The sequence below is a fragment of the Herbaspirillum sp. C7C8 genome (assembly GCF_022627875.1).
GTDB lineage: Bacteria > Pseudomonadota > Gammaproteobacteria > Burkholderiales > Burkholderiaceae_D > Herbaspirillum.
In genome coordinates this window covers 12,523-38,869 of sequence record NZ_JABXGG010000008.1, presented here as the reverse complement: position 1 = coordinate 38,869, position 26,347 = coordinate 12,523, and the positions used below count along the sequence as shown (strand labels likewise).

Below are 26,347 nucleotides of genomic sequence, written 5' to 3'. Positions count from 1 at the left end.
TGAAGAGCGCGGGCCTTACTGCAGCCACTGCGCGCGCCGGCTGGACCCGGCCATGGCCAGGCAGAGTACGCCCAAGAAGGCCAGCGCAGCCTGCAATCCCCAGCCATGGACGAGGAAACCGAACACGGGCGGGCCGATCAGGCTGCCGCTGTAACCCAGTGTGGCCACCGCCGCCAGGGCGCTGGAACCGTGCCGGCCAGCGGCACTGAAGACGAACGGAAACACTGCGGCCACACCGGTTCCCGCAATGGCAAAGCCCAGGATGGCCAATGCCATGCCGGGGGCCGCCACGGCCAGGGCGATGCCCAAGCTCGCCACCAGCGTGCCGACCCACACCACGCGGCGCGCGTCATAGCGCGCCTTGAGACGGTCGCCGATCATGCGCATGATGAGCATCATCCCGGCGAACGCCGCATAGGCCAGGGGCGTGGCACCATCGCTGGCACCGATATGGTCCTTCATGTAGATCCCGCTCCAGTCCGCCACCGAGCCCTCGACGATGGCACCGCAAAAAGCGATCACGCCCAGCACCACCAGATGTCCGTGCGGCAGCGCGAAGAGCTTGCGCGCGGGATCATGCTCGGGGCGGTCATCGGGCAGCGCTTCATGGCAGGCGTAGAGCGGATAGAGGAACAGCGCCGCCACCAGCAGGAAGTGCCAGACGGGCGCCACGCCCAGGCCCGCCACGGCACTGGCGGCCAGCGCACCGGAGAAGGTGCCCACGCAGAACCAGCCGTGCAGCATGGACATGATGGGCCGCCCGGCGTCGCGCTCGGCCTGCGCACCCAGCGCATTGATGGCCACGTCGAAGCAGCTGGAGGCGGCACCATAGATCGTGCAGATCAGCATGAGCGTGGCCACATTCGGTGCCAGTCCCAGCAGCGGCAGCGACACCAGCAGGGCCAGCCCCGCGTAGAGCGTGCTGTGGCGCGCGCCGTAATGGCCGGTGATCCAGGCCGCCAGCGGGAAGGAGCCGACCGCGCCAATGCCGCCACAGAGCAGGACCAGGGCCAGCGTGGCAGCATCGAGCTGCAGGTGGTCCCGGATGGCGGGAATGCGCGCCGCCCAGGTGGCAAACACCACACCCAGCAGCAGGAAGAACAGCGGGATGGCAGACCTGCGCCAGATCAGGGGCAAGGGAGACGGCGGGCGGGAAGTGGACTGCTTGGTTGTCATCGATAAGTCAGGAATGTAAACTGCGCACAATCATTTCTTTCCTGAAATGAGTTTCAGTATTGCAAACCGCTATTATCCGACACCGGGAAAGCGCATGCACATGCGTGGTCGGAGCAGCGGGTCGGGACTGCCCTGCGGGCGGTCCATTCAGAGATCAATGAACCTGCAAAGGTTCGCGGCAGGCGCCCACGCCTGCCACCCTCCATCGTGCACCACCTCTGAGCGACCATGCGCGCTGACAGCGGCTGCAATCACGCAGGGACAGAAATGCCAGTTTCAGAAGCGAACAAAATCTATCAGGAAGTCATCGATGCACTGATCGCACTGCATCGGCTCACTGACGGCTATACGCCCAATCATGAAGACCAGACCGCCGAACTGGCGGTGATGATCGGGCGTCATCTGGGCCTGCCGGCCGAGCGCATCGACGTGCTGCACATGGCCGCACAGGTGCACGACATCGGCAAGGCCAGGATACCGCTGGCCTTGCTGACCAAACCCGGTCGCATCACGGCCGATGAATATGGCGTGCTCAAGACGCACGTCCAGTTCGGTTATGAAATCCTCAGCAGGATCAGCTTCCCCTTCAACCTGGCAGAGATCGTCTGGTGCCATCACGAGTACCTCGATGGCAGCGGCTATCCGCGCGGCATTGCCGCCGATGCCTTGCCATTGGAGGCGCGCATCCTGACGGTGGCTGACATCGTCGAATCGATGTCGGCCGACCGTCCCTACCGCAAGTCGCTGGGCATGGCCGTGGCACTGGAGGAAATCCAGCGCCAGAGCGGCACCCGCCTGGACCCGGTCGTGGTGGATGCCTGCCTGCACGTGGTGCAGCAACACAACTGGAGGCCGGTCAGCAACTAGGGCCTGTTCACATTAAATCTGCGAGTGCGAGAGGTCGCCAAGCGTTGACTGCCTAGGCGCGGCGACGCGCCGTGGTGGTGCCACGGCAAGGAGCTGCAACAACGGCAGGCGACGCTTGGCGGCCTCTCCCGGAGGGTTGCCCCCAGAAGGCGCGCTGGCCGCGTTGCACGTCAGGGCTGGTGGCACCACCACCAGCCCTGACGCGCGCCTTGCCACCACGCCTTCTGGGGGCAACGCATCTCGCAGATTTAATGTGAACAGGCCCTAAGGCCTGGCACCGCACTGGCCCGCATCGGCTACACTGGCGCCACACCATAACAAGACCGCCAGGAGACGTCCTTCCATGACCCGCCACGCTGCGCATGCGCCCGCGCCATTCATCCTGCGCCACCCCATCCTCACCGCCCTGGCCCTGTCGCTGGGCACGGCCGTGGCGCTTGGGGTGGCGCGCTTTTCCTATGCCCTGCTGCTGGCGCCGATGCGTACCGACCTGGGCTGGCCCTATCTGATCGCCGGGGGCATGAATACCGGCAATGCGCTGGGCTATCTGCTGGGCGCGCTGATGACACCGGTACTGATGCGTCGCTATCAGGCGCACCGTGTGCTCATCGCGGGCGCCTTCGGCACCGCCCTGCTCTCCTTCCTGCCGGCGCTGACCACGGACACGCTGCTGCAATTGCTGTTGCGGGTGGTAACGGGGGTGACCAGTGCGCTCATCTTCGTCTCGGGCGGTTTGCTGGTGAGCCGGCTGGCGGCATTGCACGCGCAGCGCGCGGGGCTGCTGCTTGGTCTGTATTACGGCGGCACCGGCATCGGCATCGTGGCCGCATCGCTGCTGGTGCCGCCGGTAATGGACGCCGCCGTCGCCCAGGGTGCAGCGCATCCCTGGCAATGGGCATGGGTGCTGCTGGGCGTGCTGGCGCTGGTGGCCAGCCTGGTCATGACGCTGCCCGCCCGGCTGATGCCGACCTCGCCGGCACAGGCGGCAGGAGGCGGGGCATGGCGTCCGCGCAGCCTGCTGTTCGGGCTGATCGGTTATTTATTCTTCGGGCTGGGATATATCGGCTATATGACCTTCGTCATCGCCCTGCTGAAAGAGGAAGGCATGGCGGCGTCACGCATCACGCTCTTCTTCGCGCTGCTGGGGGCGGCGACCTTTGCGTCCTCACGCATCTGGGCGCGCATGCTGGACCGCTTCCACGGTGGGCAATCGCTGGCCATCCTCAACGGCCTGCTGTGCCTGGCCACCCTGCTGCCGGCCACGACGGCAGCGCCCGTGGCGGTGTTTGCCTCAGGGTTGCTGTTTGGGGGCTGCTTCCTGTCAGCCGTGGCCTCGACCACGGCCATGGTGCGCCACAACCTGCCGCCGGCGGACTGGCCTGCAGGCATCAGCGCCTTCACCATCATCTTCGCCGTGGGCCAGATCATCGGCCCTTCCATCGTCGGATGGATCGCCGATGGTGCGGGCGGCCTGCAACGCGGGCTGACGTTTTCTGCACTGATGCTGCTGGCGGGGTCGCTGGTGGCATGGCGGCAAAAGCCGCTGGGCGCGCACGAGAGGCCGCCCGGCGCGGCTTGACGTTTTCTGCACATCGGGCCGCGCGGCCAATGCCGGCGCGGTCCGCCGCCGGGCTTACTGCTGACCGAGGTGGCGGCGCAGAGACTCCACCAGAATGCCGCAGTCCTCATCGGTGCCGATGGTGATGCGCAGGAACTGCTTGATGCGCTCGCTCTTGAAGTGACGCACGATGATGCCGTCGCTGCGCAGCGACGCGGCCAGTTCGGCGGCATCGCGTTGCGGATGGCGGGCGAACACGAAGTTGGCCGCCGAAGGCAGCACCTCGAAGCCCAGGGCTTGCAGCTGCCCCACCAGGGCGGTACGGCTGGCGATGACCATGTCGCAGGTCTTGCGGAAATAGTCCTCGTCCTCGATGGCGGCGGTAGCGCCGGCAATGGCGGGGCGATCCAGCGGATAGGAATTGAAGCTGTTCTTGACCCGCTCCAGCGCATCGATGAGGTCGGCATGACCGACCGCAAAACCGACCCGCATCCCGGCCAGCGCGCGCGACTTGGAGAAGGTCTGCACCACCAGCAGGTTGGGATAGCGCTGCACCAGCGGGATGGCGCTCTGGCCACCGAAATCGATGTAAGCCTCATCGACCACCACGACCCGTTCCGGATTGCCCTGCAGAATGCGCTCCACCTCCTCCAGCCCCAGCAAGCAACCGGTCGGCGCGTTCGGATTGGGGAAGATGATGCCGCCGATGGACTCCCCATGGCCGAGGTAATCGGCGCTGCGCAGGGTGAAGTCCTCGGCCAGCGGCACGGCGCGATAGTCGACCTGGTACAGGCCGGCATAGGTCGGGTAGAAACTGTAGGTGATGTCCGGGAAGAGGATGGGCTTGCCATGCTGCAGCAGGGCCTGGAAGGCATGCGCCAGCACTTCATCCGAACCGTTGCCCACGAACACCTCGCGCGCGGTGATACCGTCGGCGGCGTGACGACCGGCGATGGCCAGTTTCAGCGGCTCGGCGTCGGGATTGGGATAGAGCCGCAGACTGTCGCTGACCTCGCGGGCGATGGCCTGCAGCGCCAGCGGCGAGGGACCATACGGACTCTCGTTGGTATTGAGCTTGACCAGGCGCGCGAGCTTGGGTTGTTCGCCGGGGGTGTAGGGCGTCAGGCGGCTGACGATGGGACTCCAGAACTTGCTCATGAGAAATCAGCCCATGCCGGGCCGTACAGAATTGAGGGAAAGCGCAGATGGTAGCAAACTTGCCGCCAGCCGGCCGCACCCGCCTCAGAAATAGGGGCGATAGCGCCGCTGGCGGGACTGCCCCTCCTGCGGCGGCGGGAGCGCTGCCCTGGGCTGGCTGCTGAGCAGGGAGAGCGCGCGCTCGGCAATCCCGGGCGGCAGGCCGATCAGGTCCTGGCAGGCGCGCTGCAGGGCCGCCTGCGAGGCGAACCCGGCATCAGACGGGCGGGCCCGGGCATCTTCCATGCGCGCCAGTTGCGCTAGCACCCACGCCACGCGCTGCTCGCGCACCAGGCTGCGCAGCGACTCGCCCTCGGCAAACAAGAGCGCACGCAGGCGCGCGGTGGAGATCTGCCACTCCCGCGCAATGCGCTCGGCACACCACTGCGCGGCCGGTTGCGCAAAGATCGCGGCAGCCAGGCGCCGGGCGTGGGGCTTGCTGGTGTCGGCGGCCCGCTCCATGTCGGCGCTCGACTGCGCCTCCAGGGACAGCGACCACACCGCCGGGCGCATGCCCTGTGCCGTCACACGCGGATGCGCCAGGCAGGCAAAGCGCACGAAGGGCGGCACGGTGAAACTCTCGCCCTCCTGCAACTCGACTGCCACGCCGCCGCTCTTCAAGGTGGCCGCGCCCTTCCATACCCGCACCCGCGCGGGGGCGGCGAAGCGTAGTTCGCGCAGAGGCAGATGATGATGGGTGACGATGGCCATGGCTGTTCCGATACGGTCTCAACTCCGGGATGCGCAAGTGATCTTAAGTCAGCCGCGAGCGCCAGACTGTCGTCGTGGTGACAGGCCACTCACAGCGAGGCCATGCCGAAGGCGCGCAAGCCATCCAGATCGACCACGCGGATGCTCTGGTAGGAAATCTCCACCAGCCCCAGCTCGGCCAGGTGGCGCATGGCCTGGTTCACGCGCTGGCGCGACAGGCCGGTCAGCAGACCGATTTCTTCCTGCGACAGCTCCAGCACCTTGGACGTGCGCGGATAGAGCATGGGATGGAACAGCTGCGCAATGGCCTGCGCCACGCGGGCATCGACGTCGAGCAGCCGCTCGTTCTGGACGGTGGCGATGAACTGGCCCATGCGTTCATTCAACTGGCCGATGACGAAGGCGTTGAAGGGCAGACTTTCGGCCATGAGGCGATGGAAGGTATCGGCGGGCACCAGCAGGATCTGCGCGGCGCGGATGGCGATGACATCATAGCGACGCGGCTCGCGCTTGATGACGCTGCCCTCGCCGCACCAGCCGCCTTGCGGTACGCCCGAGAGCGTGCTGCTGCGACCATCGATGTTGTAGACGGCCAGCTTGATCAGGCCCTCATGCACGCCGATCCAGTATTGCGAGAGCTCACCGCGCCGGGCCACGAAGGCGTCGGCAGCATAGCGCGCAAGCTGGGTGGTGGCGGCGGCCAGCGCACGATGTTCCGGCGCCAGCGCGGCGAACCAGTCGTATTGCTGCAGAAGCTGCGCCATCGGGCTGCTCATGGGATGTGCACGGGGAAGAGGAAACGGCCAACATTGTCGCATGTCAGCCTTGTCATCGTGATGACAAAGCACAAGACCGCTTCGGTGCTACCCTAATCACAGGCGGCTGATAAAAAATGCACAGGCCGCGCCCCTCATCCCCGCCGCAAGGAGACAAGCATGGCAGACTTCGACACCGGCCTCGGCCGCAATGCCGCCAATTACGCGGCCCTCACCCCCATCGATTTCATCGCGCGCGCCGCTGCCGTCTATGGCCAGCGTCCCGCCATCATCCATGGCGCGTTGCGCCAGGACTGGGACCAGACCTATCGCCGCACGCGCCGCCTGGCCAGCGCCCTGCAGCGCCTCGGCGTCGGCAAGAACGATACCGTTTCGGCGATGCTGCCCAATACCCCGGCGATGGTGGAGGCGCACTTCGGTGTGCCCATGGCCGGTGCGGTACTGAATGCACTCAACATCCGGCTCGATGCCGAATCCATCGTTTTCATGCTGCGGCATGGCGAGGCCAAGGTGCTGCTCATCGACAGCGAATTCGCCGCACTGGCCCAGCAGCTGCGCGCGCAATTGCCGGCATTGAAGATCGTCGAGGTGTTCGACGTGCTGGGTCCGCCACCGGTACCCGGCGAGCGCTTCGGTCATCTCGAATACGAAGCCCTGCTGGCCGATGGCGATGAAAACTTCGAATGGCAATGGCCTGCCGACGAGTGGGATGCGATTGCGCTGAACTACACCTCCGGCACCACCGGCGACCCCAAGGGCGTGGTCTATCACCATCGCGGCGCGGCACTCAATGCCATCTCCAACATCCTCGAATGGGATCTGCCCAAGCATCCGGTCTACCTGTGGACGCTGCCCATGTTCCATTGCAATGGCTGGTGCTTCCCGTGGACGGTGGCCGCACGCGCGGGGGTAAACGTGTGCCTGCGCAAGTTCGAGCCCAAGCTGGTGTTCGACCTGATCGCCGAACACGGCATCACCCATTACTGCGCCGCGCCCATCGTGCATGCGGCGCTGGCCAATGCTCCCGAGGGCTGGCGCGCCAATATCCGTGGCCCGGTCAAGGCGATGGTGGCCGGGGCGCCGCCGCCGGCAGCCGTGCTGGCCAAGATGGAGGCGATGCAGTTCGAGCTGACCCACGTGTATGGACTCACCGAAGTCTATGGACCGGCGGCCGTGTGTGCGGAACAGGATGAATGGAGCACGCTGTCGGTGGACCAGCGCGCGGTGCAGAAGTCACGCCAGGGCGTGCGCTATCACCTGCAAAGCGGGGTGACGGTGCTCTCCCCCGATACCATGGAACCGGTGGCCGCCGATGGCGAGGAGATCGGCGAGATCATGTTCCGCGGCAACATCTGCATGAAAGGCTACCTGAAGAACGACAAGGCCACGCACGAAGCCTTTGCCGGGGGCTGGTTCCATACCGGCGACCTCGGTGTGATGAATGCGGACGGCTACATCAAGATCAAGGACCGCAGCAAGGACATCATCATCTCCGGCGGAGAAAACATTTCCAGCGTGGAAGTGGAGGACGTGCTGTACCGCCATCCGGCCGTACTGGCCGCAGCGGTGGTGGCACAACCGGATGAGAAATGGGGAGAGACACCCTGCGCCTTCGTGGAGCTCAAGGAAGGTGCCAACATCGATGCGGCAGAACTGACCGAATTCTGCCGGGGCCACCTGGCCGGTTTCAAGGTGCCCAAGGCGATCTACTTCGGTCCGCTGCCCAAGACGTCCACCGGCAAGATCCAGAAGTTTGAATTGCGCAAGCGCATGAAGTCCGACAGCGCCATCAACGTCTGAGGCGCTGCCCCATGGCATCGCCTCAGGCCTTGCGCACGGCGATGTGATACAGGCCCCAGGGGCATTGGCCGAAGCGCTCCGGCAAGGGGCGCGCGCTCATCTCGGGGAAGCTGTCGGCGTCATACACGGCCCATAGCGGACCGAGTCCGCCCAGCGGGATGGGCTTGCCATCCAGATGGGTGGCGATGATGAATCGATACTTGGCGATATCCTCCGCCGAAACCAGCACTGCATAACCATCGACGGCGCGCAGGGCACAGTTCTGCACGGTGGCGGGGCCACCCACGGCGCGCAAGACCTCCGAGAGCAGCGGACCACGCAGGCTGTGACGGCGGCCATCGTATTCCAGCGTGGGATGGATCTCCACCGAAGGCAGCGCGGCGAGCGCGGAAAAATCGAAGGTGTGGGCACGGTCGAACGCCAGCTTCTGCTTGGCCATCATCTGGTCCAGCGCCGGATCGAGCGCACCGCGATTGGCCTTGCTGATGTCGCCGGTGACGGTGAGCAGCACCGGACCTGCGCCAGGGCTGGCCTTCTTGTCAGCGGCCAGTGCCGGCAGGGCGGCGGGCGCGGCCAGCAGCGAGGCGCCCAGACTGAGGAACTTGCGTTTTTGCATGGAATGGCCTCCTCTTGGAGATGAGTGGGACGTGCGGTGATGGCGGATTGTAATCAGTTTTTGCGCTTCGCTGCGCACCAAGGACAACGGCCCGCCTCAAGGCGAGGCGGGCCGTTGGACTCAGCGCTGCATCACTGCAACCGCGCTTCAGTCACGCGGCGGACGGCCGCGCCAGTAGCCGGCCAAGAGCGACCCCGAGAGGTTGTGCCACACCGAGAACAGCGCGCCCGGCAGAGCCGCCACCGGCGTGAAATACAACTTGCCCAGCGCAGCGGCCAGACCGGAATTCTGCATCCCGACTTCAATGGCCAGCGTGCGGCAGACCGCCTCATCGAAGCCCAGCAGGCGGCCACCCCAGTAGCCGCCCAGCAAGCCCAGGCCGTTGTGCAGGATCACGCCCACCAATACCACCAGGCCCACCGACGCAATGCTGGCCTGGCTGCCTGCGACCACCGCCGAGATGATCAGCAGGATGGCCACCATCGACACCAGCGACAGGTAGGGTTCGATGCGGCGGATCAGCTTGCCCGCGAACAGGTTCAGCACCAGGCCGACCGCAATGGGGACCACCACGATCTGCACGATGGACATCAGCATGGCGTGGGCGTCGAAGTGAATGGAGGCATCCACGTAGAGCTCGGTCAGCAGCGGCGTCGCAAACACCGACACCAGTGCCGACAGGGTGGAGATGGTGACCGACAAGGCCACATCGCCGCGCGAGAGATAGATCATCACGTTGGAGGCAGTACCGGAGGCGACGCTGCCCACCAGCACCATGCCGGCGGTGAGATCGGGCGGCATGCGCAGCACCTTGGCGATGATCCAGGCGGCCAGCGGCATGACCAGGTAGTGCAGGACGATACCGGCCGCCACGGGCGCGGGGCGCTTGATGATGCGCTTGAAGTCGTCCACCGTGAGCGTCACGCCCATGGTCAGCATGATCAGCGTGAGCAGCTGGGTAATGTATTTGCCCAGGGGCGTGAAGGTCGGCGGCGAGAAGTAGGCGGCAGCGGAAAGCAGCAGCGCCCACACGGGAAAGAGGCGGGTGATGGTGGCAAGCATGGCAATGGATGAATGATGAAACAAACCCGCGCATGAAGACGATCATGACGGGATGGCGCGTTTTTTATGTTGACTGCGTGGATGACGCGAACTGCGGTGGAGGAATCATCGTGCACCCGATACGGTGACGGCCTCTTCTCTGGCCGGGGCCTTGTGGGCGGGCAAGGCCGTGATTCTACCCGTGCAGGCCGATTGCTGCCCGTTCCCGGGCGGTGGGAGCCGCTACGGGCGGGATAGATCACATTTGAAACTAAGCATGATCTTGGGCGGCATCACGCCGATTACGCCCTCCGAACGTTCGCTGCCGATGATGCGGGCGTGGCGGCCCTGCTGGCGGCACCAGTCATCGGCCTGCTGCAAGCCCTGTACAGCCACGCCGTCATTGCCATGCCAGCGCGAACTGGCTACCAGCAGGTAGGTATCCTTGTCGATCTGCGTGACCGGTTGCGAGGTGGCGCAACCGGCCAGCACGGTCGTCAGGGCAAGCGATAGCGTTCTGCGGATCTGCATCGGGGCTCCCGGTGATGTGGTGATCCCGCGATGGTAGCCAGCGCGAGGGGCGGCGTCATGCGTCCCTACAACTCTTTACGTCCGGGCTGCGGACGACAGGCGGAGGATAGGCGGACGATAGGCGGACGAAAAAAAACGCCGCGGGAACCCGCGGCGTTTTTACGTACCCATCAGTGATGCGATCAACGCGTAACCGGTTTGTAACGGATACGCTTGGGCTTGGCCGCTTCTTCGCCGAGGCGCTTCTTCTTGTCGGCTTCGTATTCCTGATAGTTGCCGTCGAAGAAGGTAACCTGCGAATCGCCTTCGAAGGCGATGATGTGGGTGGCGATACGGTCCAGGAACCAGCGATCGTGGGAGATCACCAGCACGGTGCCGGCGAATTCCAGCAGCGCATCTTCCAGGGCGCGCAGGGTTTCCACGTCGAGGTCGTTGGACGGTTCGTCCAGCAGCAGGACGTTGCCACCCTGCAGCAGGGTCTTGGCCAGGTGCAGGCGGCCGCGCTCACCACCGGAGAGGTTGCCGACGATCTTCTGCTGGTCGCCACCCTTGAAGTTGAAGCGGCCCAGGTAGGCGCGCGAGGGCATTTCGAAGCGGCCCACGGTGAGGATGTCGGCGCCGCCCGAGACATCTTCAAAGACCGTCTTCTTGTTGCCCAGGTCTTCGCGCGACTGGTCCACCAGCGACACCTTGACGGTGGGGCCGAGCACCAGTTCGCCACTGTCCGGGGTTTCGCGGCCGGCCAGCATGCGGAACAGGGTCGATTTACCGGCGCCGTTGGGGCCGATGATGCCGACGATGGCACCAGCCGGGATCTTGAAGTTCAGGTTGTCGATCAGCAGGCGGTCACCATAGCCCTTGCTGACGTTCTTGAATTCGATGACTTCATTGCCCAGGCGCTCGGCCACGGGGATGAAGATTTCCTGGGTCTCGTTGCGCTTCTGGTATTCGTATTCGGAGAGCTCGTTGAAGCGGGCCAGACGCGCCTTGCTCTTGGCCTGGCGGCCCTTGGGGTTCTGGCGCACCCATTCCAGTTCCTTGGCGATGGTCTTCTGGCGGGCCGATTCGCTGGCTTCTTCCTGCTTCAGGCGGGCTTCCTTCTGTTCCAGCCAGGAGCTGTAGTTGCCCTTCCAGGGGATGCCGTGGCCGCGGTCCAGTTCGAGGATCCATTCGGCGGCGTTGTCGAGGAAGTAGCGATCGTGGGTGATGGCCACCACGGTGCCGGGGAAGCGTTGCAGGAACTGTTCCAGCCAGTCCACCGATTCGGCGTCCAGGTGGTTGGTCGGTTCGTCCAGCAGCAGCATATCGGGCTTGGAGAGCAGCAGCTTGCACAGTGCCACACGGCGCTTTTCGCCGCCGGAGAGCACGCCGATCTTGGCGTCCCAGGGCGGCAGGCGCAGCGCGTCGGCGGCCATTTCCAGCTGCTGGTTGAGGCTGTTGCCGTCAGCGGCGGCGATGATGGCTTCCAGGCGGGCCTGCTCGGTGGCGAGGGCGTCGAAGTCGGCGTCTTCTTCCGCATAGGCGGCGTAGACCGCGTCCAGCTTGGCCTGGGCTTCGAAGACTTCACCCAGGGCGCTTTCGACTTCCTGGCGCACGGTCTTCTCGGGATCGAGCTGCGGTTCCTGGGGCAGGTAGCCGATGTTGAGGTTGGGCATCGGGATGGCTTCACCCTCGATTTCCTTGTCGATGCCGGCCATGATCTTGAGCAGGGTGGACTTGCCCGAGCCGTTCAGGCCGAGCACGCCGATCTTGGCGCCGGGGAAGAAGGACAGCGAGATGTCCTTGAGGATCTGCCGCTTCGGCGGCACGATCTTGCCGACGCGGTTCATGGTAAAGACGTATTGGGCCATGGTATGAGTTGCCAGTGAGAGGGAAACGGTAAGACGGCGATCAGGCGCCGCCGGCGCTGGGCTCTGCCGAGCTTTGCGCGCGGGTGCGCAGGTAGCGCCACAAGCCTTCGGCGGAGTATACCGCGAGCGCCACCCAGATCACGCAAAAGCCGATGGCGCGTGCCCCGGCAAAGGGTTCGCCGTAGATCAGCACGCCACCCAGCAGCTGGATGGTGGGCGAAATGTATTGCATGAGGCCCAGCATCGACAAGGGGATGCGACGCGCGCCATGGGCAAAGAGCAGCAGCGGCACCGCCGTGATGGGGCCGGACAAGGCCAGCAGGATCCGGGCCGAAGTGGAAGCATGGGTGAAGGCGTTGCTGTCACGCAGGGTATCGACACCCAGGATGACCAGCACCAGCGGCAGCATCAGCAAGGTTTCCAGCGACAGGCCTTCAAGGGCACCCAGGTGCGCGGTCTTGCGCAAGAGGCCATAGAAGGCGAAGGTCAGCGCGATCAAGAGCGAAATCCACGGCAGGCTGCCATTGGCGATGGTCAGCCAGATCACTGCACCGAGTGCAAGGAACACCGCCAGCCATTGCAGGGGACGCATGCGTTCCTTCAGGATCAGGTAGCCCATGAAGACGCTCACGAGCGGACTCATGAAGTAACCCAGGCTGGTATCGACGATGCGCCCGGCATTGACGGCCCAGACGTAGAGTGTCCAGTTGCCGGTGAGCAGCAGGGCCGAGAGCAGGAAGCCGGCCGCCACCATGGGCCGCTGACGGACCTCGGCGACCCAGCCCCACTGGCGCCGCCAGGCCAGCACCGCCACCAGGAACACGCAAGACCAGAAGAGGCGATGGACCACGATGTCGAAGGAAGGAATTTCCTTGAGCAACTTGAAGTAGAGCGGGAACAAGCCCCACAGGATGGAGGCGGAGACGGCGTAGAGCATGAGGGGTCAGCGCTTCCTGAAATTCAATGCTGCGCCGCTGTCACCGGCTCATGCTTGGCCACGAAGTGATACAGCAGGAATGCGCTCACGCCGCAGAAGGCCATCACCGACACCAGCGGCAAGGCCGTACCGTCATGCCACAGGCTCATTACCACGCCGGAGAGCACGCCCATGCCGAACTGCAGGGTACCCATCAGCGCGGCAGCCGTACCGGCCTGGCGGCCCTGATGCTTCAAGGCGATGGCGGTAGCATTCGGGCCGGTGAAGCCATAGGCCGTCAGATATCCGAAGAAGCCGAACAGCAGCAGGGGCAGGCTTTCCAGTCCAGCGGCCACGGCCAGCACCACCACCAGCGACAGGCCCGCCGGCACCCACAACACACGGCCCAGCACGCGCTCGGCCGAGCGCTTGACCACCAGGCGCGCATTGATCTGCGAGGCGGCGATCAGCCCGACGGCGTTGGAGGCAAACACGAAACCGAAATACTGCGGCTGGATGCCGTGCAGCTCGATCACCACGAACGGTCCACCGGCGATGTAGGCGAACATCCCCGCCTGCACCAGGCCGCCACACAGCACGAAGGACATGAACTGGCGATGCCGCAGCAGGTCCCGGTACTGGCGCAACGTACGACCCAGGTGCAAGGGTTCGGCACGGGACACGTCCACCGTCTCGGTGAGGTACTTGCGGGTGCCCAGCATGCACAGCAGACCGAAGATGGTCAGCACCACGAAGATGCCGCGCCAGCTGGCGAAGACCAGCATCAGACCGCCGATGAAGGGAGCCAGGATCGGGGCCAGCCCGAATACCAGCATCAGCATCGAGAACGCCTTGGCCGAGCCCTCGGCCCCCATGCGATCACGCACCATGGCGCGCGGGATCACCATGCCGGCGCTACCACCCAGGCCTTGGAACAATCGCAACACGATCAGGGTCTCGATGCTCTGTACAAAAATGCACAGCAACGAGCAAACAAAGTACAGGGCGATACCGAAGAACAAGGGCGGCTTGCGACCGAAGCGGTCCGACAACGGACCATAGAACATCTGCCCCACGGCCAGGCCGACCAGGAACGAGGCCAGCGTCAGCTGGACCAGGTTGGTGCCCACGCCCAGATCCTTGGCGATGGCCGTGAAGCTGGGCAGGTACATGTCGATGGCCAGCGCGCCCAGCGCGGTCAAGGCTGCCAGGACGGCCAGCCATGGGGGAAATTTGCCCATGGAGAGCGAAGTATCTTTGTTGTGCATGTGGAATCGATGAGACAGCCGCATCCTCAGCAGAGAGGAAGATGCCGACAGGTTGAAGCAAAGTGAACCGCGATCGCCCCGTAGGGCGCGAGGGGCCCATTATAAGGGCCTGTTCATTTTCGTTCAGGCGGCACATCAAGCCGGGCGCACTTGCGCCGTGGCAAAAGCTGAGCAAAGACAATAAAAGCGCACGCGGTTCGTGCAGGAAACTGTAAAAACTGGCAAACTTCTTGCCATTGTTCTCATATGCCAGGATCGTGCAAAGAGAGCGGCAGGTAGGCGCAACGCAGCACCATGCGCATTGCTGTAAAACAAAAAGCTTAGCCGCAGGGGAAATCGATGCGTGGCCGATATACGCCATCAGTAACAGGCGTGCCTGATCCGGGTTGCCACTCCAGCTGCGCACTCTCAGGCATGACCGGGCGCGCCATGCGCGGGCTCAGGATATTCATCGCGGGGGTGGTCGCAATCCTCCTGCTGGCTGCTTGCGAACGCGGTGACGACAGCGCAGGCGCAGCAAGCGCGCGTGCCGCAAGCACCAGCGCCGAGCCGGTGGTCCTGACGGCCCTGGTGTGGGCCCCCGACTGGTCCGAAGAAATGCACCGGGTGGTCGATGCCTTCACGCTTGTCCATCCCGAGGTAAGGATCAACCTGCAGTTCATGATCGGCAATTCCGTCGAGGAAAACCTCAAGCCGCGCGCAGCCACCGACAGCCTGCCCGACATCTTCTCGGTCAATGCCAGCCCCTATACGGCCACCCTGGCCGACCAGGGCCTGCTGGCCGACATCGGTGATACCCGGGCCTGGGGCAACATGCTGGAAATCCTGCAGCGCGAATGGACCTCGCCGGGTGGACGTCGCTACGGCATTCCCTCCGGCCTGGCCACCACGTTGATCTACTACAACCGCGACATGTTCGCGCGTGCCGGCATCGCCACGCCGCCCACCGACTTCGACTCCTTCCTGGCCGCCGGTGCAGCGCTGCGCAAGGCGGGTCTGGTACCGCTGGCGCTGTCGGGCGGCTTTCCCAACATGCTGGGCAATGGCCCCTTCAGCTACGGCTTTGCCAACCTGATCGCGGCCAGAGTGCCCGACTGGCGCACGCGCATCGCCAATGGCACTCTGCAGCTGGACAATCCCGACGGGGTCGCCATCTTCACCCGCCTGCGCACGCTGGTGGAGCGGAAGATGGTGCAGGCCGACTGCCTGCGCGCCGGCTATGACAGTACCTTGCGCCAGTTCGCCGAGGGGCGCGCCGCGATGACCTTCCAGGGCACGTGGGCCGCCGGGACACTGATGAACGGACGCGGCATGCACGTGGGCGTCTTCGTGCCGCCGTGGAACGACCGGGGCCAGCCGCTCAGGCCGGTGCTGGGCAGCGAAACCGGCTTCGCCGTGGGCCAGCACGGCAGTGCGCGGCACCGCCAGGCAGCGGCGCAGTTCCTGGATTTCCTGTATGGGCCGGGCATGCCGATCTGGCAGAGCAAACGGCAGAACATTCCGCCGTTTCGCGTGATCCCCTCCGATGTACGGGGAGACCCCGCGCTGTTTGCGCTGGTCGACGAGATGAAGCGCGATGCCGCCACCGACAATGCGCCGGGGCTGTACTACTCCATGCTGCCGGTCAATACCATCGAGGTGCTGCATCCGCTTCTGCAGGGTGTGCTGTCGGGCAGCCAGACACCGGCGCGGGCAGCGCGCATCCTGCAGGATTCCATCACCGAGCAGGCGCGCCTGTCGGCCAGGTAAGAGGGCTCTCCATGAAAAGACGGCTCGACTTCTTCTGGCTGGGTTTCCTGCGCAAGATCGAAATCCGCTACCGGCTCATCAATTCCTTCATCCTGGTCTCGCTGGTGCCGCTGGTGATCTCGGGCCTGCTGGCCTATCGCGAAACCACCCGCGCCACCCAGGACAAGGTGCGGACCTACTCGGTCCAGGTGGTCAAGCAGATCTCGCAGAACCTGATGCTGCGCATGGAAAAGATCGAAGACACCAGCGAGGAACTGGTCCTGTCCGACAGGTTGCAGCGCCTGCTGGCCGACTACTATGGCCAGGACGAAGCCGCCAGCGCGGCGGCCCGCAGCGCAGTGGCGCGCGTACTGCTGGATACCTTCGGGTCCTTGCCCGACGTGAACCAGAAGTACCTGCTTGATCGCAAGCGCCAGGTCATCGATCCGCAGATCTTTGCGCCCCTGGCCAGCAATATCGGGCGCGTGGCCGAGCTGGCTCCCGACCTGGGCGGACGCGCCTGGTGGACGCTCTACAACGGCGGCCATGGACAGAAGAGCGTGGCCATGCTGCGCGAGATCCGCTTCACGGGCAACAACCGCAGCGCCGGCATTCTGTTCGTGGGCGTGCGGCCGAGCTACTTCTTCAGCATCTTCGAGGGCGTCGACCTGGGCTACGACTCCAGCCTCTTCATCGTCGATGCCAGCGATGGCACGGTGGTGGTGCAGGGCCGGGATACCAGCTTGAGCAGCGCCGATCCGGCCCTGCTGGCAGGCATCACGGCCAGCCTCGGACAACGCCGTACCAGCGACTTCATCGCCTATACCCGCGCCGACAAGACCCCCTACTATGCGGCCATTGCCCAGTTGCCGCACACCTCATGGTGGGTGGTCAGCGCCACGCCCAGTGACAAGCTCAACGCCGATACGCGCTCGGTGCGCGACAAGATCATCGCCATCGGCCTGCTGTGCTTCGGGGCCTCGCTGCTGCTCTCGGCGCTGATCGCGCGCAGCATCAGCGTCCCCCTGCAGCGGCTGGTGGGCGCCATGAAGGAAGCCGGCAGCGGCGACACCACGGTACGGGTGGAACAGGCCGGCGGCGACGAGATCGCCGTGCTCTCGCGCAAGTTCAACGAGATGGCCGGCAAGCTGCAGCAGAGCAAGCAGGTGCTGGAAGAGCAGGTGGCCCACCGCACGCGCGAACTGGAACGCGCCAACCGCAAGCTGGAAGCGTTGTCGGCCACCGACGGACTCACCGGTGTGGCCAACCGGCGCCGCTTCGACGAGGTCATGGACCAGGAACTGCGGCGCTCGGTACGCTCGGGACATGCGCTGGCGCTGCTGATGCTGGACGTGGATTACTTCAAGAAATACAACGACCGCTACGGCCATCTGGCCGGTGACGAATGCCTGCGCATCGTGGCGCGTGTGCTGCAGAAGAGTTCGCGCCGCGCTACCGACCTGGTCGCACGCTATGGCGGCGAGGAGTTCAGCGTCATCATCGCCGAGAGCGACACTGCGCATGCCCTGCAGCAGGCCGAGCACATCTGCCAGGCCATCTTCGCGCTCAAGCTGCCGCATGCGGATTCTCCGTTCGGCTACATCACGGCCAGCATCGGCGTGGCCTCCCTGCAACCGGATGAGCAGACCAGCGCCGAAGAGCTGCTGCGCATCGCCGACCAGGCGCTGTATCACGCCAAATACCAGGGCCGCAATCGTGTGGTGCTGGGCAGCGATGCTACCCGGAACCTGTGATTTCCACGGCCCCGCTGACCATTCTCCCTGACGAAATGCTGACGTCGCCGGACGCTTTGCAAAGTTGTGTCAAGACGTCTTGGGCGGCCCTGAACCAATGTCATCGCGCCGCATCATATCGCTATGCCCACCACCACTTCGAGAAGAGAGGTATAGCAGATGAACCCGAGTCGCCAAGAAAAAAAACACTGGACCATCGATGACATCGACCTGACCCGCATCGACAAAGAGCGGGTGCGGCAGAACGAAGACCTGTTCTACCTGGTGGCCTGCGCCTCCTTCGTCGAAAGCGGTTCCGATCTCTATACCCACAACCTGGTGGAGTACTACCAGGGCGATGCCGAAGTCGAGACCTGGCTGCGCGAGCACTGGGAACAGGAAGAGCTGCAGCATGGCGCGGCCCTGCGCGCCTATGTCGAGCATGTCTGGCCGGAATTCGACTGGCCGCGCGCCTACCAGGGCTTCCTCGATGAATACTCGCAGTACTGCAAGGTGGAGCTGCTCGAACCCACGCGCGCCCAGGAACTGGCCGCGCGCTGCGTGGTAGAGACCGGCACCTCCACCTATTACCGCGCCCTGGCGCGCGCTACCGACGAGCCGGTCCTCAAGCACCTGGCCGGCCTCATCGCCAATGACGAGGTCAATCACTACAAGCACTTCTACCAGTACTTCCGTCGCTATCGCCGCCAGGAAAACATCGGCCGCTCGCGTGTCTTCGGCACCCTGAGCCGCCGCACCCTGGAACTCAAGAGCGAAGACGCCGACTGCGCCATCCGCCATGTGGTCATGGTGCACAAGCCGGAACTGGCGGCCGACCCGGCGCGCGTGAAGGAACTGGCCTCGCGCATGAGTCGCACCGTGCGCGTCAATCTCAAACCCGACACCACCATCAAGATGATCATGCGTCCACTGGAACTGCCGGTGGCCTTGCAAAACATGATCGAATTCCCCCTGCGGCAATTCATGCAGCACGTGCTGCTGCGCTGATTGCCCTGGCAGCGCCAGGCACCGCAATGGAACACGCGGCCTGGCGCTCGGCGCTCAAAGTATCGTTCACGATGTGCTCACTATTGTGAACAATCTGCCTCATATATCAGGAAATTGCTTCGCCTGGCGCAAACCCGCGCCCACTGGCGCTTTCACCGACGCACCAAGATCGCGCATACTGGAGCGCCAGGCTGGTGAGTGTTGCCGCAGCACCATACGACTGTCGACAATGACGCTCGGCTTTGGTGCGCAATCCTGGCGTGCCTGACAACATTATTCCCTCCTCCCGCCGCTCCCCGCCCCGCTTTGATGCAGACCGCAGGCCCTTGACCGGGCATTGGCACACAATCTGCTAAAGCGACTGGGCAGTGAAAAAATTCTTCCAAAACTTTTCTCGAGGGAGCACCACATGTCACGTCGTACCGTACTGAAAGCCACCGCTCTGGGCGCATTCGCACTGGCCGCATCCTCCTGGCTGCCGTCGGCCTTTGCTGCCGACACCATCAAGGTCGGCATCCTGCATTCGCTGTCGGGCACCATGGCCATCTCCGAGACGTCCCTGAAGGACGTGGCCCTGATGACCATCGATGAAATCAACGCCGCCGGCGGCGTGATGGGCAAGAAGCTGGAACCGGTGGTGGTCGACCCGGCCTCGAACTGGCCGCTGTTCGCCGAAAAGGCGCGTCAGCTGATCTCGCAGGACAAGGTCTCGGTGGTCTTCGGTTGCTGGACCTCGGTGTCGCGCAAGTCGGTGCTGCCGGTCTTCAAGGAACTGAACAGCCTGCTGTTCTACCCGGTGCAGTACGAAGGTGAAGAACTGGAGAAGAACGTCTTCTACACCGGTGCTGCCCCCAACCAGCAAGCCATTCCTGCCGTGGAATACCTGATGTCCAAGGAAGGCGGCGGCGCCAAGCGCTTCGTGCTGCTGGGTACCGACTACGTCTATCCGCGCACCACCAACAAGATCCTGCGCGCCTTCCTGCACAGCAAGGGCGTGAAGGACTCCGACATCGACGAGGTCTACACCCCGTTCGGTCACTCCGACTACCAGACCATCGTGGCCAACATCAAGAAGTTCTCCGCCGGTGGCAAGACGGCCGTGATCTCGACCATCAACGGTGACTCCAACGTGCCCTTCTACAAGGAACTGGGCAACGCCGGCCTGAAGGCGACCGATGTGCCGGTGGTGGCCTTCTCGGTGGGTGAAGAAGAATTGCGCGGTGTCGATACCAAGCCGCTGGTGGGCCACCTGGCCGCCTGGAACTACTTCGAATCGGTGAAGAATCCGGTCAACGCCGCCTTCATCAAGAAGTGGAAGGCGTACGCCAAGGCCAAGAACCTGCCCAATGCCGACACCGTCGTGACCAACGACCCGATGGAAGCCACCTACGTCGGCATCCACATGTGGGCGCAGGCCGTGGAAAAGGCCAAGTCCACCGACACCGACAAGGTGATCGCGGCCATGGCGGGCCAGACCTACAAGGCACCGTCGGGCTACACGCTGGAAATGGACAAGACCAACCACCACCTGCACAAGCCGGTGATGATCGGCGAAATCAAGGCCGATGGTCAGTTCAACGTGGTCTACAAGACCAAGACCACCATCCGCGCGCAACCGTGGAGCCCGTATATCCCGGGCAACGAGAGCAAGCAGAAAAACTAAGCTTGCGGTTGTTGTAGTTCATGGCGTTCTTCGGAGCGCCTTGGATACGCCGCTTGCGCGGCGTATCCAAGGCGCTCCGTCCGCCCCACGCATTTCCCTCCACAAGAAAACCGCCCGACGACTCGCCCCGGCCGCAGCAGCCCGGCCCGCGCTTCGAGGCGCACACCGACCATGAAACCAGCCATCCAGTTCCTACGCGGGCTGCTCGCGACCTGGCTTTGCGTGCACGCCCTCGGGGCGTTCGCAGCCATCGATCCGGCCCTGCTCAAGCCCCTTGGCGGAGACGACCCCGACGCGCGCATCGACGCCGTCAACCAGATTGCCGCGCTGGCCAACGACGACGCGCTCAAGATTCTCAACGCCTTGAACAGCGACGCGCTCTATGTCACGCCTGCCGGTGACATCCTCATCGTCGATGATGCCGGCCAGGCCTTCAACCCGGCCACCGACAAGAGCGGCCCCGCACCCGATGACGCCGAAGGCATCACCGTCAACAACCGCCTGCGCGGTGCCGTCGAGGGTGCGCTCTCGGGACTGAAGCTGCTCTCGCCGCAACGCGATGAGCGCCTGGCCGCTGCCAATGATCTGCTCAGGAATGCCGATCCGGCCCAGATGCCGCTGATCCTCAAGGCGCTGGCCAAGGAAAACGATGCGCAGATCAAGGACGTGCTGCAGCAGGTACAGGCCACCGCCAACCTGCATTCTCCCGATCCGGCTGCACGCCGCGCTGCGGTCAGGAAACTGGCCGAGACGACCAATGCGTCGCTCAAGCCGGTCCTGGAAAACATGCTGGCCAAGAATCCCGATGGCTCCTACGTGGAGCCGGATGAAGGCGTACGCGTGGAAGCGGTACGCACCCTCTCCGCTTTGGACCGCCACCTGGCCATCGTCGACTTCGCCGGCAAGCTGTTCTATGGCATCTCGCTGGGCAGCGTGCTGCTGCTGGCCGCACTGGGCCTGGCCATCACCTTTGGTCTCATGGGCATCATCAACATGGCCCACGGTGAACTGCTGATGATCGGCGCCTACACCACCTATGTGTGCCAGCTGGTGTTCCGCAAGTTCTTCCCCGGTGCCATCGATGCCTATCTGGTCGTGGCCCTGCCGGCGGCCTTCATCGTGGCCGCGGCAGTGGGCATTGCGCTGGAACGGCTGGTGATCCGCTGGCTCTATGGCCGTCCGCTGGAAACCCTGCTCTGTACCTGGGGTATCAGCCTCATGCTGATGCAATGCGTGCGTTCCATCTTTGGCGCGCAGAACGTGGAAGTGGCCAATCCGAGCTGGATGTCTGGTGGCGTCACCGTGCTGGGTTCGCTGGTGCTGTCCTATAACCGCATCGTGATCGTGTTCTTTGCGCTGTTCGTGGTGTTCGCGGTCTGGCTGATCCTGAACAAGACCCGCCTGGGTCTGTTCGTGCGGGCCGTCACCCAGAACCGCCGCATGGCCGACTGCGTGGGCGTGTCCACCGGCAAGATCGACATGATGACCTTCGGCCTCGGTTGCGGCATCGCCGGTCTCGGTGGCGTGGCGCTCTCGCAGCTGGGCAACGTCGGCCCCGACCTGGGACAGGGTTACATCGTGGACTCGTTCATGGTGGTGGTGCTGGGCGGCGTGGGCCAGCTGGCCGGGACCGTCATCGCAGCCTTCGGCCTGGGCGAAGTCAACAAATTCCTGGAGCCGGTGGCCGGTGCCGTGCTGGCCAAGATCGCCATCCTGGTCTTCATCATCGTATTCATCCAGAAGCGTCCGCAAGGCCTCTTCGCACTCAAGGGAAGGAGCGTGGAATGAGCACCATGATCATGCGCCCCTCGCTGTTCAATCGCCCGTCCTGGACCGGCATCGTCATCTGCACCATCGTGCTGGCCTTGCTGCCGGTCTGCAACCTGCTGTTCCCCGCCGGAAGCAGCCTGCACGTCTCCTCCTACACCGTCGCTTTGGTAGGAAAGTTCATGTGCTACGCCATGGCTGCGCTGGCACTGGACCTGGTGTGGGGCTATACGGGCATCCTCTCTCTCGGGCATGGCGTTTTCTTCGCACTGGGCGGATACGCCCACGGGATGTACCTGATGCGCGCCATCGGCCGTGACGGCGTGTACCAGAGCAACCTGCCGGACTTCATGGTGTTCCTGAACTGGAAGGCCTATCCCTGGTACTGGTGGATGACGGATCACTTCTGGTTCTCCATGCTGCTGGTGGTGCTGGTGCCGGGTCTGTTGGCCTTCGTGTTCGGTTACTTCGCTTTCCGTTCGCGTATCAAGGGCGTGTATTTCTCCATCATCACGCAGGCCATGACCTTCGCCTTCATGCTGCTGTTCTTCCGCAACGATACCGGCTTTGGCGGCAACAACGGCTTCACCGACTTCAAGCGTATCCTGGGCTTCACCATCACCGCACCGGCCACCAAGGCGGTGCTGTACCTGGTAACGCTGGCGCTGCTGTTCGGTGCGCTGGTGCTGTGTCGCATGATCGTCACCTCCAAGCTGGGCCGCGTGCTGCAGGGCGTGCGTGATTCCGAATCGCGCCTCATGTTCATCGGCTACAACCCGCTGTGGTTCAAGCTCTTCGTGTGGACGCTCTCGGCCGTGATCTGCGGTATCGCCGGTGCGCTGTACGTGCCGCAGGTGGGCATCATCAATCCCTCCGAAATGTCGCCGGCCAACTCCATCGAGATGGTGATCTGGGCCGCCGTCGGTGGCCGGGGCACGCTGATCGGCCCCATCATCGGTGCCTTCACCGTCAATGGTTTGAAGAGCTGGTTCACGGCCGCCTTCCCGGACCTGTGGCTGTATGCGCTGGGGCTGATCTTCATTCTGGTCACGCTGTTCCTGCCGCAGGGCATCCTGGGCCTGGCGCAGAAATTCAAGAAACGCGATGCCGCGCCCGCTGAGGGCAGCGCATCCAAGGAGGCAGCATGAGCGCAGTCGAACCCGGCAAGAACCCGGCAGGCATCGGCGGCCTGGGCGGCAATGTCGACACGCCCCGCGCCGACCACGGTGCATCCTACGAACGCATCAAACCCGAGGGCGTCGATACCACCCACGGTGCCATCCTCTATCTGGAAAACATCACGGTCTCCTTCGATGGCTTCAAGGCCATCAACAACCTGAACCTGGATATTTCGGTCGGTGAACTGCGCTGCATCATCGGTCCCAATGGCGCGGGCAAGACCACGATGATGGACGTCATCACCGGCAAGACCCGGCCTACCGCCGGCACCGCCTTCTTCGGCCAGACCATTGACCTGACCAAGATGACCGAATACGAGATCGCGCATGCGGGCATCGGCCGCAAGTTCCAGCGTCCGACGGTGTTCGAGCAGCACACCGTGTTCGAGAACCTGGAGCTGGCGATGAAGATGGACAAGCGCGTCAAGACCACGCTCTTTGCGCGCCTGTCTTCGGAGCAGATCGGCAAGATCGAGGAAATCCTCAAGCTGATCCGCCTGAACGGCCAGGAGCATCGCGTGGCCGGGCTGCTCTCGCACGGGCAGAAGCAGTGGCTGGAAATCGGCATGCTGTTGATGCAGGAACCGCAATTGCTGTTGCTCGATGAACCGGTGGCCGGCATGTCCGACGCCGAGACCGCACGCACCGCCGAGCTGTTGAACGAGCTGCGCGGCAAGCATTCCATCATGGTGGTGGAACACGACATGGGCTTCGTCGAGGAGATCGCCCAGGGTGGCAAGGTGACCGTGCTGCACGAAGGATCGGTGCTGGCCGAAGGCAACATGCGCCAGGTGCAATCCAACGAACGCGTCATCGAAGTCTACCTGGGACGATAAGAGCGGAGACCATCATCCATGCTGCAAGTCAATGAACTGAACCAGTACTACGGCGCGGCGCATACCCTGCGCGGCGTCTCGCTCGATGTGCAGAAGGGCAAAGTCCTGTCCCTGCTGGGCCGCAACGGCGTGGGCAAGACCACGCTCCTGAAATGCCTGATGGGCGTGCTGCCGGTGGCCAAGGGCAACGTCAGCTTCGAAGGCCAGGACATCACCCGTCTCAAGCCGCACCAGCGCGCCAAGCTGGGCATCGCCTACGTGCCGCAGGGACGCGAGATCTTCGCGCGCCTGACCGTGGAAGAAAACATGCTCATGGGCATGGCTACGCTCTCGGGCCGCCGTGCCTCCACCATCAAGGGCGAGGTCTATGAACTCTTCCCGGTGTTGAAGGAAATGCTGCATCGGCGCGGCGGCGACCTTTCCGGCGGCCAACAGCAGCAGCTGGCCATTGCCCGGGCGCTGCTGGCCGAGCCCAAGCTGATCATCCTGGATGAACCGACGGAGGGCATCCAGCCTTCCATCATCAAGGACATCGGTCGCGTCATCAGCCTGCTGCGCCAGCGCGGCGACATCGGCATCCTGCTGTGCGAGCAGTATTTCGACTTCGCCCGCGAACTGGCCGATACCTTCGTGGTGATGTCGCGCGGCGAAGTGGTCGCGGCCGGTACCCAGGACCAGATGGATGGCGAGGACGTGAAGAAGCATCTGGCGGTCTGAGGCCGTCGCAAAGGAAGGCTGCGCGTTTGCAGCGGGTCTGCTATAAAGTCGCATGTTCGCGGCCAGGCTGTCCGCTTGCACACGCCGCCTTCCACGCAATGAAGAACCAGGTATGAAACGACTCCCCGGCCATCCGGAACCCGCCAGCATGCCGGCCCCCGCGACACCAGGCGCGCCCCTGCGGCATGCGCCGGACCAGGCACGCCTGGCGCTGGGCTTTGCCGACGACAAAGGCACCACGCGCCTCATGCGCCGCCAGCACTTCGGCCCCCTGCGCGTACAGAAACCGCTCTATCCCGAGGATCCCTCCATCTGCCATGCCATCATCGTGCACCCGCCAGGCGGCATCGTCGGTGGCGACCAGCTTTCGATCACCGCTGAGGCGGGCGAACGTGCCCATGCGCTTCTGACCACGCCCGGTGCGGGCAAGTGGTATCGCGCCAATGGCCAGTCATCACGCCAGGCCGTCCGGCTCGACGCCGCAGCAGGGGCCACGCTGGAATGGCTGCCGCAGGAAACCATCTTCTTCGATGGGGCCGACGTGCGCATGGAACATGAAGTGACCCTGGCCGCCGACGCGGCTTACCTGGGTGCGGAAATCCTTTGCTTTGGCCGCACCGCTTCGGGCGAAACCTTCAACACCGGTGCCGTCAGCCAGCGCACCAGCATCCGCCGTGGCGGCAAGCTGGTATGGTTCGAGCAGGGTCGCCTGCAAGCCGAGGCGGGTGCCATGCAAGGCCCGCTGGCGCTGGATGGGCAAACCATCTGCGGCACCCTGATCGCGGTGGGAGACGGCATGGATACCGCGCTGCTGGGCCGCCTGCGCGAGAGCATCGCTGCCCTGCAGCTGGAAGGACGCAGCGGTGCCACGCTGATGAAGCAGGTGCTCATCGCGCGCTACATGGGGCCATCCAGCCTGGTGGCGCGGCAGTGGCTGCATGCGGCCTGGCATGTGCTGCGTCCGGCCGTCACCGGCAAGCAAGCCGCCATTCCACGCATCTGGAATACATGAACACGACGTAACAAGCTGCATCAGGAAAACTGAATCAAGCCTCGCCCTACGTTATAGAAACTGAAGGCCACCAAACGGCCAGGAGCTCACATGGAACTGACACCCAGAGAAAAAGACAAGCTGCTCATCTTCACCGCCGCTTTGCTGGCCGAGCGCCGCAAGGCCCGTGGCCTCAAGCTCAATTATCCGGAAGCGGTGGCGCTGATCACCGCCGCCATCATGGAAGGCGCGCGCGATGGCAAGACCGTGGCCGAGCTGATGTCCGAGGGCACCACCATCCTGACCCGTGACGACGTCATGGAAGGCGTGCCCGAGATGATCCCCGACATCCAGGTCGAAGCCACCTTCCCCGACGGCAGCAAGCTGGTCACCGTCCACCATCCGATTCCTTGAGGAGC

Annotated in this window: 23 protein-coding genes; 13 read left to right on the top strand and 10 right to left on the bottom strand. The window is 64.1% G+C overall.

The window, feature by feature from the left end:
- Nucleotides 1–15: 15 nt before the first annotated feature.
- The gene (locus HWE01_RS11385) at nt 16–1,176 is read right to left on the bottom strand and encodes an MFS transporter (RefSeq protein WP_241821859.1); all 1,161 of its coding nucleotides are present in this window, start codon (nt 1,174–1,176) and stop codon (nt 16–18) included.
- A 267-nt stretch (nt 1,177–1,443) separates the two neighbouring features.
- Here HWE01_RS11385 and HWE01_RS11380 point away from each other — a divergent pair, with 267 nt between their 5' ends.
- Together HWE01_RS11380 and HWE01_RS11375 are read left to right on the top strand one after the other, a co-directional pair.
- Complete coding sequence (locus tag HWE01_RS11380) at nt 1,444–2,043, top strand: HD-GYP domain-containing protein (RefSeq protein ID WP_034351495.1); 600 nt, start codon at nt 1,444–1,446, stop codon at nt 2,041–2,043.
- Nucleotides 2,044–2,386: 343 nt separating this feature from the next.
- Nucleotides 2,387–3,622, top strand: a complete 1,236-nt coding sequence (locus tag HWE01_RS11375; protein WP_008333665.1) for a YbfB/YjiJ family MFS transporter — start codon at nt 2,387–2,389, stop codon at nt 3,620–3,622.
- A 54-nt stretch (nt 3,623–3,676) separates the two neighbouring features.
- On the opposite strand, the gene hisC is transcribed toward HWE01_RS11375, so the two are convergent.
- From hisC to HWE01_RS11360, 3 genes are all read right to left on the bottom strand, one after another.
- Nucleotides 3,677–4,759, bottom strand: coding sequence for a histidinol-phosphate transaminase (gene hisC / locus HWE01_RS11370; protein WP_175344932.1), 1,083 nt, complete (start codon nt 4,757–4,759; stop codon nt 3,677–3,679).
- Nucleotides 4,760–4,843: 84 nt separating this feature from the next.
- On the bottom strand, nt 4,844–5,509 hold the full coding sequence (locus tag HWE01_RS11365) for a hypothetical protein (RefSeq protein ID WP_175344933.1): 666 nt from the start codon (nt 5,507–5,509) through the stop codon (nt 4,844–4,846).
- Between the two features lie 89 nt (nt 5,510–5,598).
- On the bottom strand, nt 5,599–6,273 hold the full coding sequence (locus HWE01_RS11360) for a Crp/Fnr family transcriptional regulator (RefSeq protein ID WP_008333670.1): 675 nt from the start codon (nt 6,271–6,273) through the stop codon (nt 5,599–5,601).
- A gap of 171 nt (nt 6,274–6,444) precedes the next feature.
- Here HWE01_RS11360 and HWE01_RS11355 point away from each other — a divergent pair, with 171 nt between their 5' ends.
- A complete protein-coding gene (locus HWE01_RS11355) occupies nt 6,445–8,085 on the top strand; it encodes an acyl-CoA synthetase (RefSeq protein ID WP_241821858.1) in 1,641 nt (546 codons plus the stop codon).
- A 22-nt stretch (nt 8,086–8,107) separates the two neighbouring features.
- Here the strand turns inward: HWE01_RS11355 and HWE01_RS11350 are convergent, their stop codons facing one another.
- The 6 genes from HWE01_RS11350 to HWE01_RS11325 all read right to left on the bottom strand — a co-directional run bounded on the left by HWE01_RS11350 (nt 8,108) and on the right by HWE01_RS11325 (nt 14,307).
- Nucleotides 8,108–8,701, bottom strand: a complete 594-nt coding sequence (locus HWE01_RS11350) for a putative pterin-binding protein (protein ID WP_241821857.1) — start codon at nt 8,699–8,701, stop codon at nt 8,108–8,110.
- A gap of 147 nt (nt 8,702–8,848) precedes the next feature.
- Nucleotides 8,849–9,763: a ketopantoate/pantoate/pantothenate transporter PanS gene (gene panS, locus HWE01_RS11345; protein WP_034351498.1), complete on the bottom strand. Its 915-nt coding sequence runs from the start codon at nt 9,761–9,763 to the stop codon at nt 8,849–8,851.
- Nucleotides 9,764–9,985: 222 nt separating this feature from the next.
- Complete coding sequence (locus HWE01_RS11340) at nt 9,986–10,273, bottom strand: hypothetical protein (protein ID WP_241821856.1); 288 nt, start codon at nt 10,271–10,273, stop codon at nt 9,986–9,988.
- A 182-nt stretch (nt 10,274–10,455) separates the two neighbouring features.
- Nucleotides 10,456–12,123: an energy-dependent translational throttle protein EttA gene (gene ettA / locus HWE01_RS11335; RefSeq protein ID WP_008333675.1), complete on the bottom strand. Its 1,668-nt coding sequence runs from the start codon at nt 12,121–12,123 to the stop codon at nt 10,456–10,458.
- A 40-nt stretch (nt 12,124–12,163) separates the two neighbouring features.
- The gene (gene rarD / locus HWE01_RS11330; RefSeq protein ID WP_241821855.1) at nt 12,164–13,060 is read right to left on the bottom strand and encodes an EamA family transporter RarD; all 897 of its coding nucleotides are present in this window, start codon (nt 13,058–13,060) and stop codon (nt 12,164–12,166) included.
- A gap of 23 nt (nt 13,061–13,083) precedes the next feature.
- Nucleotides 13,084–14,307 (bottom strand): Bcr/CflA family multidrug efflux MFS transporter, encoded by a 1,224-nt coding sequence (locus HWE01_RS11325; RefSeq protein ID WP_175344938.1) that lies wholly within the window; start codon nt 14,305–14,307, stop codon nt 13,084–13,086.
- Between the two features lie 459 nt (nt 14,308–14,766).
- Between HWE01_RS11325 and HWE01_RS11320 the strand changes: the two genes are divergently transcribed.
- The 10 genes from HWE01_RS11320 (at nt 14,767) to HWE01_RS11275 (ending at nt 26,342) form a co-directional block, all read left to right on the top strand.
- Nucleotides 14,767–16,056 (top strand): ABC transporter substrate-binding protein, encoded by a 1,290-nt coding sequence (locus HWE01_RS11320; protein ID WP_237713612.1) that lies wholly within the window; start codon nt 14,767–14,769, stop codon nt 16,054–16,056.
- Between the two features lie 11 nt (nt 16,057–16,067).
- Nucleotides 16,068–17,789 carry a sensor domain-containing diguanylate cyclase gene (locus HWE01_RS11315; RefSeq protein WP_008333699.1) on the top strand — a complete coding sequence of 574 codons (1,722 nt, stop codon included), beginning with the start codon at nt 16,068–16,070 and terminating at the stop codon, nt 17,787–17,789.
- 159 nt (nt 17,790–17,948) lie between these two features.
- Nucleotides 17,949–18,776 (top strand): ferritin-like domain-containing protein, encoded by an 828-nt coding sequence (locus tag HWE01_RS11310; protein ID WP_008333700.1) that lies wholly within the window; start codon nt 17,949–17,951, stop codon nt 18,774–18,776.
- Between the two features lie 409 nt (nt 18,777–19,185).
- The gene (gene urtA, locus HWE01_RS11305; protein WP_008333704.1) at nt 19,186–20,439 is read left to right on the top strand and encodes an urea ABC transporter substrate-binding protein; all 1,254 of its coding nucleotides are present in this window, start codon (nt 19,186–19,188) and stop codon (nt 20,437–20,439) included.
- A 171-nt stretch (nt 20,440–20,610) separates the two neighbouring features.
- Nucleotides 20,611–22,227: an urea ABC transporter permease subunit UrtB gene (urtB, locus tag HWE01_RS11300; RefSeq protein ID WP_175344939.1), complete on the top strand. Its 1,617-nt coding sequence runs from the start codon at nt 20,611–20,613 to the stop codon at nt 22,225–22,227.
- A complete protein-coding gene (gene urtC / locus HWE01_RS11295; protein WP_241821854.1) occupies nt 22,224–23,354 on the top strand; it encodes an urea ABC transporter permease subunit UrtC in 1,131 nt (376 codons plus the stop codon). The genes urtB and urtC overlap by 4 nt, the downstream gene beginning before the upstream one ends.
- On the top strand, nt 23,351–24,220 hold the full coding sequence (gene urtD / locus HWE01_RS11290; RefSeq protein WP_008333717.1) for an urea ABC transporter ATP-binding protein UrtD: 870 nt from the start codon (nt 23,351–23,353) through the stop codon (nt 24,218–24,220). The genes urtC and urtD overlap by 4 nt, the downstream gene beginning before the upstream one ends.
- Nucleotides 24,221–24,238: 18 nt before the next feature.
- A complete protein-coding gene (gene urtE, locus HWE01_RS11285) occupies nt 24,239–24,937 on the top strand; it encodes an urea ABC transporter ATP-binding subunit UrtE (protein ID WP_008333719.1) in 699 nt (232 codons plus the stop codon).
- Between the two features lie 112 nt (nt 24,938–25,049).
- Entirely contained in the window at nt 25,050–25,949 is a 900-nt protein-coding gene (locus HWE01_RS11280; RefSeq protein WP_502798434.1) for an urease accessory protein UreD, read from the top strand.
- 90 nt (nt 25,950–26,039) lie between these two features.
- A complete protein-coding gene (locus tag HWE01_RS11275) occupies nt 26,040–26,342 on the top strand; it encodes an urease subunit gamma (RefSeq protein ID WP_008333723.1) in 303 nt (100 codons plus the stop codon).
- Nucleotides 26,343–26,347: the final 5 nt, after the last annotated feature.

What these genes read in the sequence shown, in the direction of transcription:
- HWE01_RS11385 (WP_241821859.1), bottom strand. Translation starts at nt 1,176, where the DNA reads ATGACAACCAAGCAGTCCACTTCCCGCCCGCCGTCTCCCTTGCCCCTG.
- HWE01_RS11380 (WP_034351495.1), top strand. Translation starts at nt 1,444, where the DNA reads ATGCCAGTTTCAGAAGCGAACAAAATCTATCAGGAAGTCATCGATGCA.
- HWE01_RS11375 (WP_008333665.1), top strand. Translation starts at nt 2,387, where the DNA reads ATGACCCGCCACGCTGCGCATGCGCCCGCGCCATTCATCCTGCGCCAC.
- hisC (WP_175344932.1), bottom strand. Translation starts at nt 4,759, where the DNA reads ATGAGCAAGTTCTGGAGTCCCATCGTCAGCCGCCTGACGCCCTACACC.
- HWE01_RS11365 (WP_175344933.1), bottom strand. Translation starts at nt 5,509, where the DNA reads ATGGCCATCGTCACCCATCATCATCTGCCTCTGCGCGAACTACGCTTC.
- HWE01_RS11360 (WP_008333670.1), bottom strand. Translation starts at nt 6,273, where the DNA reads ATGGCGCAGCTTCTGCAGCAATACGACTGGTTCGCCGCGCTGGCGCCG.
- HWE01_RS11355 (WP_241821858.1), top strand. Translation starts at nt 6,445, where the DNA reads ATGGCAGACTTCGACACCGGCCTCGGCCGCAATGCCGCCAATTACGCG.
- HWE01_RS11350 (WP_241821857.1), bottom strand. Translation starts at nt 8,701, where the DNA reads ATGCAAAAACGCAAGTTCCTCAGTCTGGGCGCCTCGCTGCTGGCCGCG.
- panS (WP_034351498.1), bottom strand. Translation starts at nt 9,763, where the DNA reads ATGCTTGCCACCATCACCCGCCTCTTTCCCGTGTGGGCGCTGCTGCTT.
- HWE01_RS11340 (WP_241821856.1), bottom strand. Translation starts at nt 10,273, where the DNA reads ATGCAGATCCGCAGAACGCTATCGCTTGCCCTGACGACCGTGCTGGCC.
- ettA (WP_008333675.1), bottom strand. Translation starts at nt 12,123, where the DNA reads ATGGCCCAATACGTCTTTACCATGAACCGCGTCGGCAAGATCGTGCCG.
- rarD (WP_241821855.1), bottom strand. Translation starts at nt 13,060, where the DNA reads ATGCTCTACGCCGTCTCCGCCTCCATCCTGTGGGGCTTGTTCCCGCTC.
- HWE01_RS11325 (WP_175344938.1), bottom strand. Translation starts at nt 14,307, where the DNA reads ATGCACAACAAAGATACTTCGCTCTCCATGGGCAAATTTCCCCCATGG.
- HWE01_RS11315 (WP_008333699.1), top strand. Translation starts at nt 16,068, where the DNA reads ATGAAAAGACGGCTCGACTTCTTCTGGCTGGGTTTCCTGCGCAAGATC.
- HWE01_RS11310 (WP_008333700.1), top strand. Translation starts at nt 17,949, where the DNA reads ATGAACCCGAGTCGCCAAGAAAAAAAACACTGGACCATCGATGACATC.
- urtA (WP_008333704.1), top strand. Translation starts at nt 19,186, where the DNA reads ATGTCACGTCGTACCGTACTGAAAGCCACCGCTCTGGGCGCATTCGCA.
- urtB (WP_175344939.1), top strand. Translation starts at nt 20,611, where the DNA reads ATGAAACCAGCCATCCAGTTCCTACGCGGGCTGCTCGCGACCTGGCTT.
- urtC (WP_241821854.1), top strand. Translation starts at nt 22,224, where the DNA reads ATGAGCACCATGATCATGCGCCCCTCGCTGTTCAATCGCCCGTCCTGG.
- urtD (WP_008333717.1), top strand. Translation starts at nt 23,351, where the DNA reads ATGAGCGCAGTCGAACCCGGCAAGAACCCGGCAGGCATCGGCGGCCTG.
- urtE (WP_008333719.1), top strand. Translation starts at nt 24,239, where the DNA reads ATGCTGCAAGTCAATGAACTGAACCAGTACTACGGCGCGGCGCATACC.
- HWE01_RS11280 (WP_502798434.1), top strand. Translation starts at nt 25,050, where the DNA reads ATGAAACGACTCCCCGGCCATCCGGAACCCGCCAGCATGCCGGCCCCC.
- HWE01_RS11275 (WP_008333723.1), top strand. Translation starts at nt 26,040, where the DNA reads ATGGAACTGACACCCAGAGAAAAAGACAAGCTGCTCATCTTCACCGCC.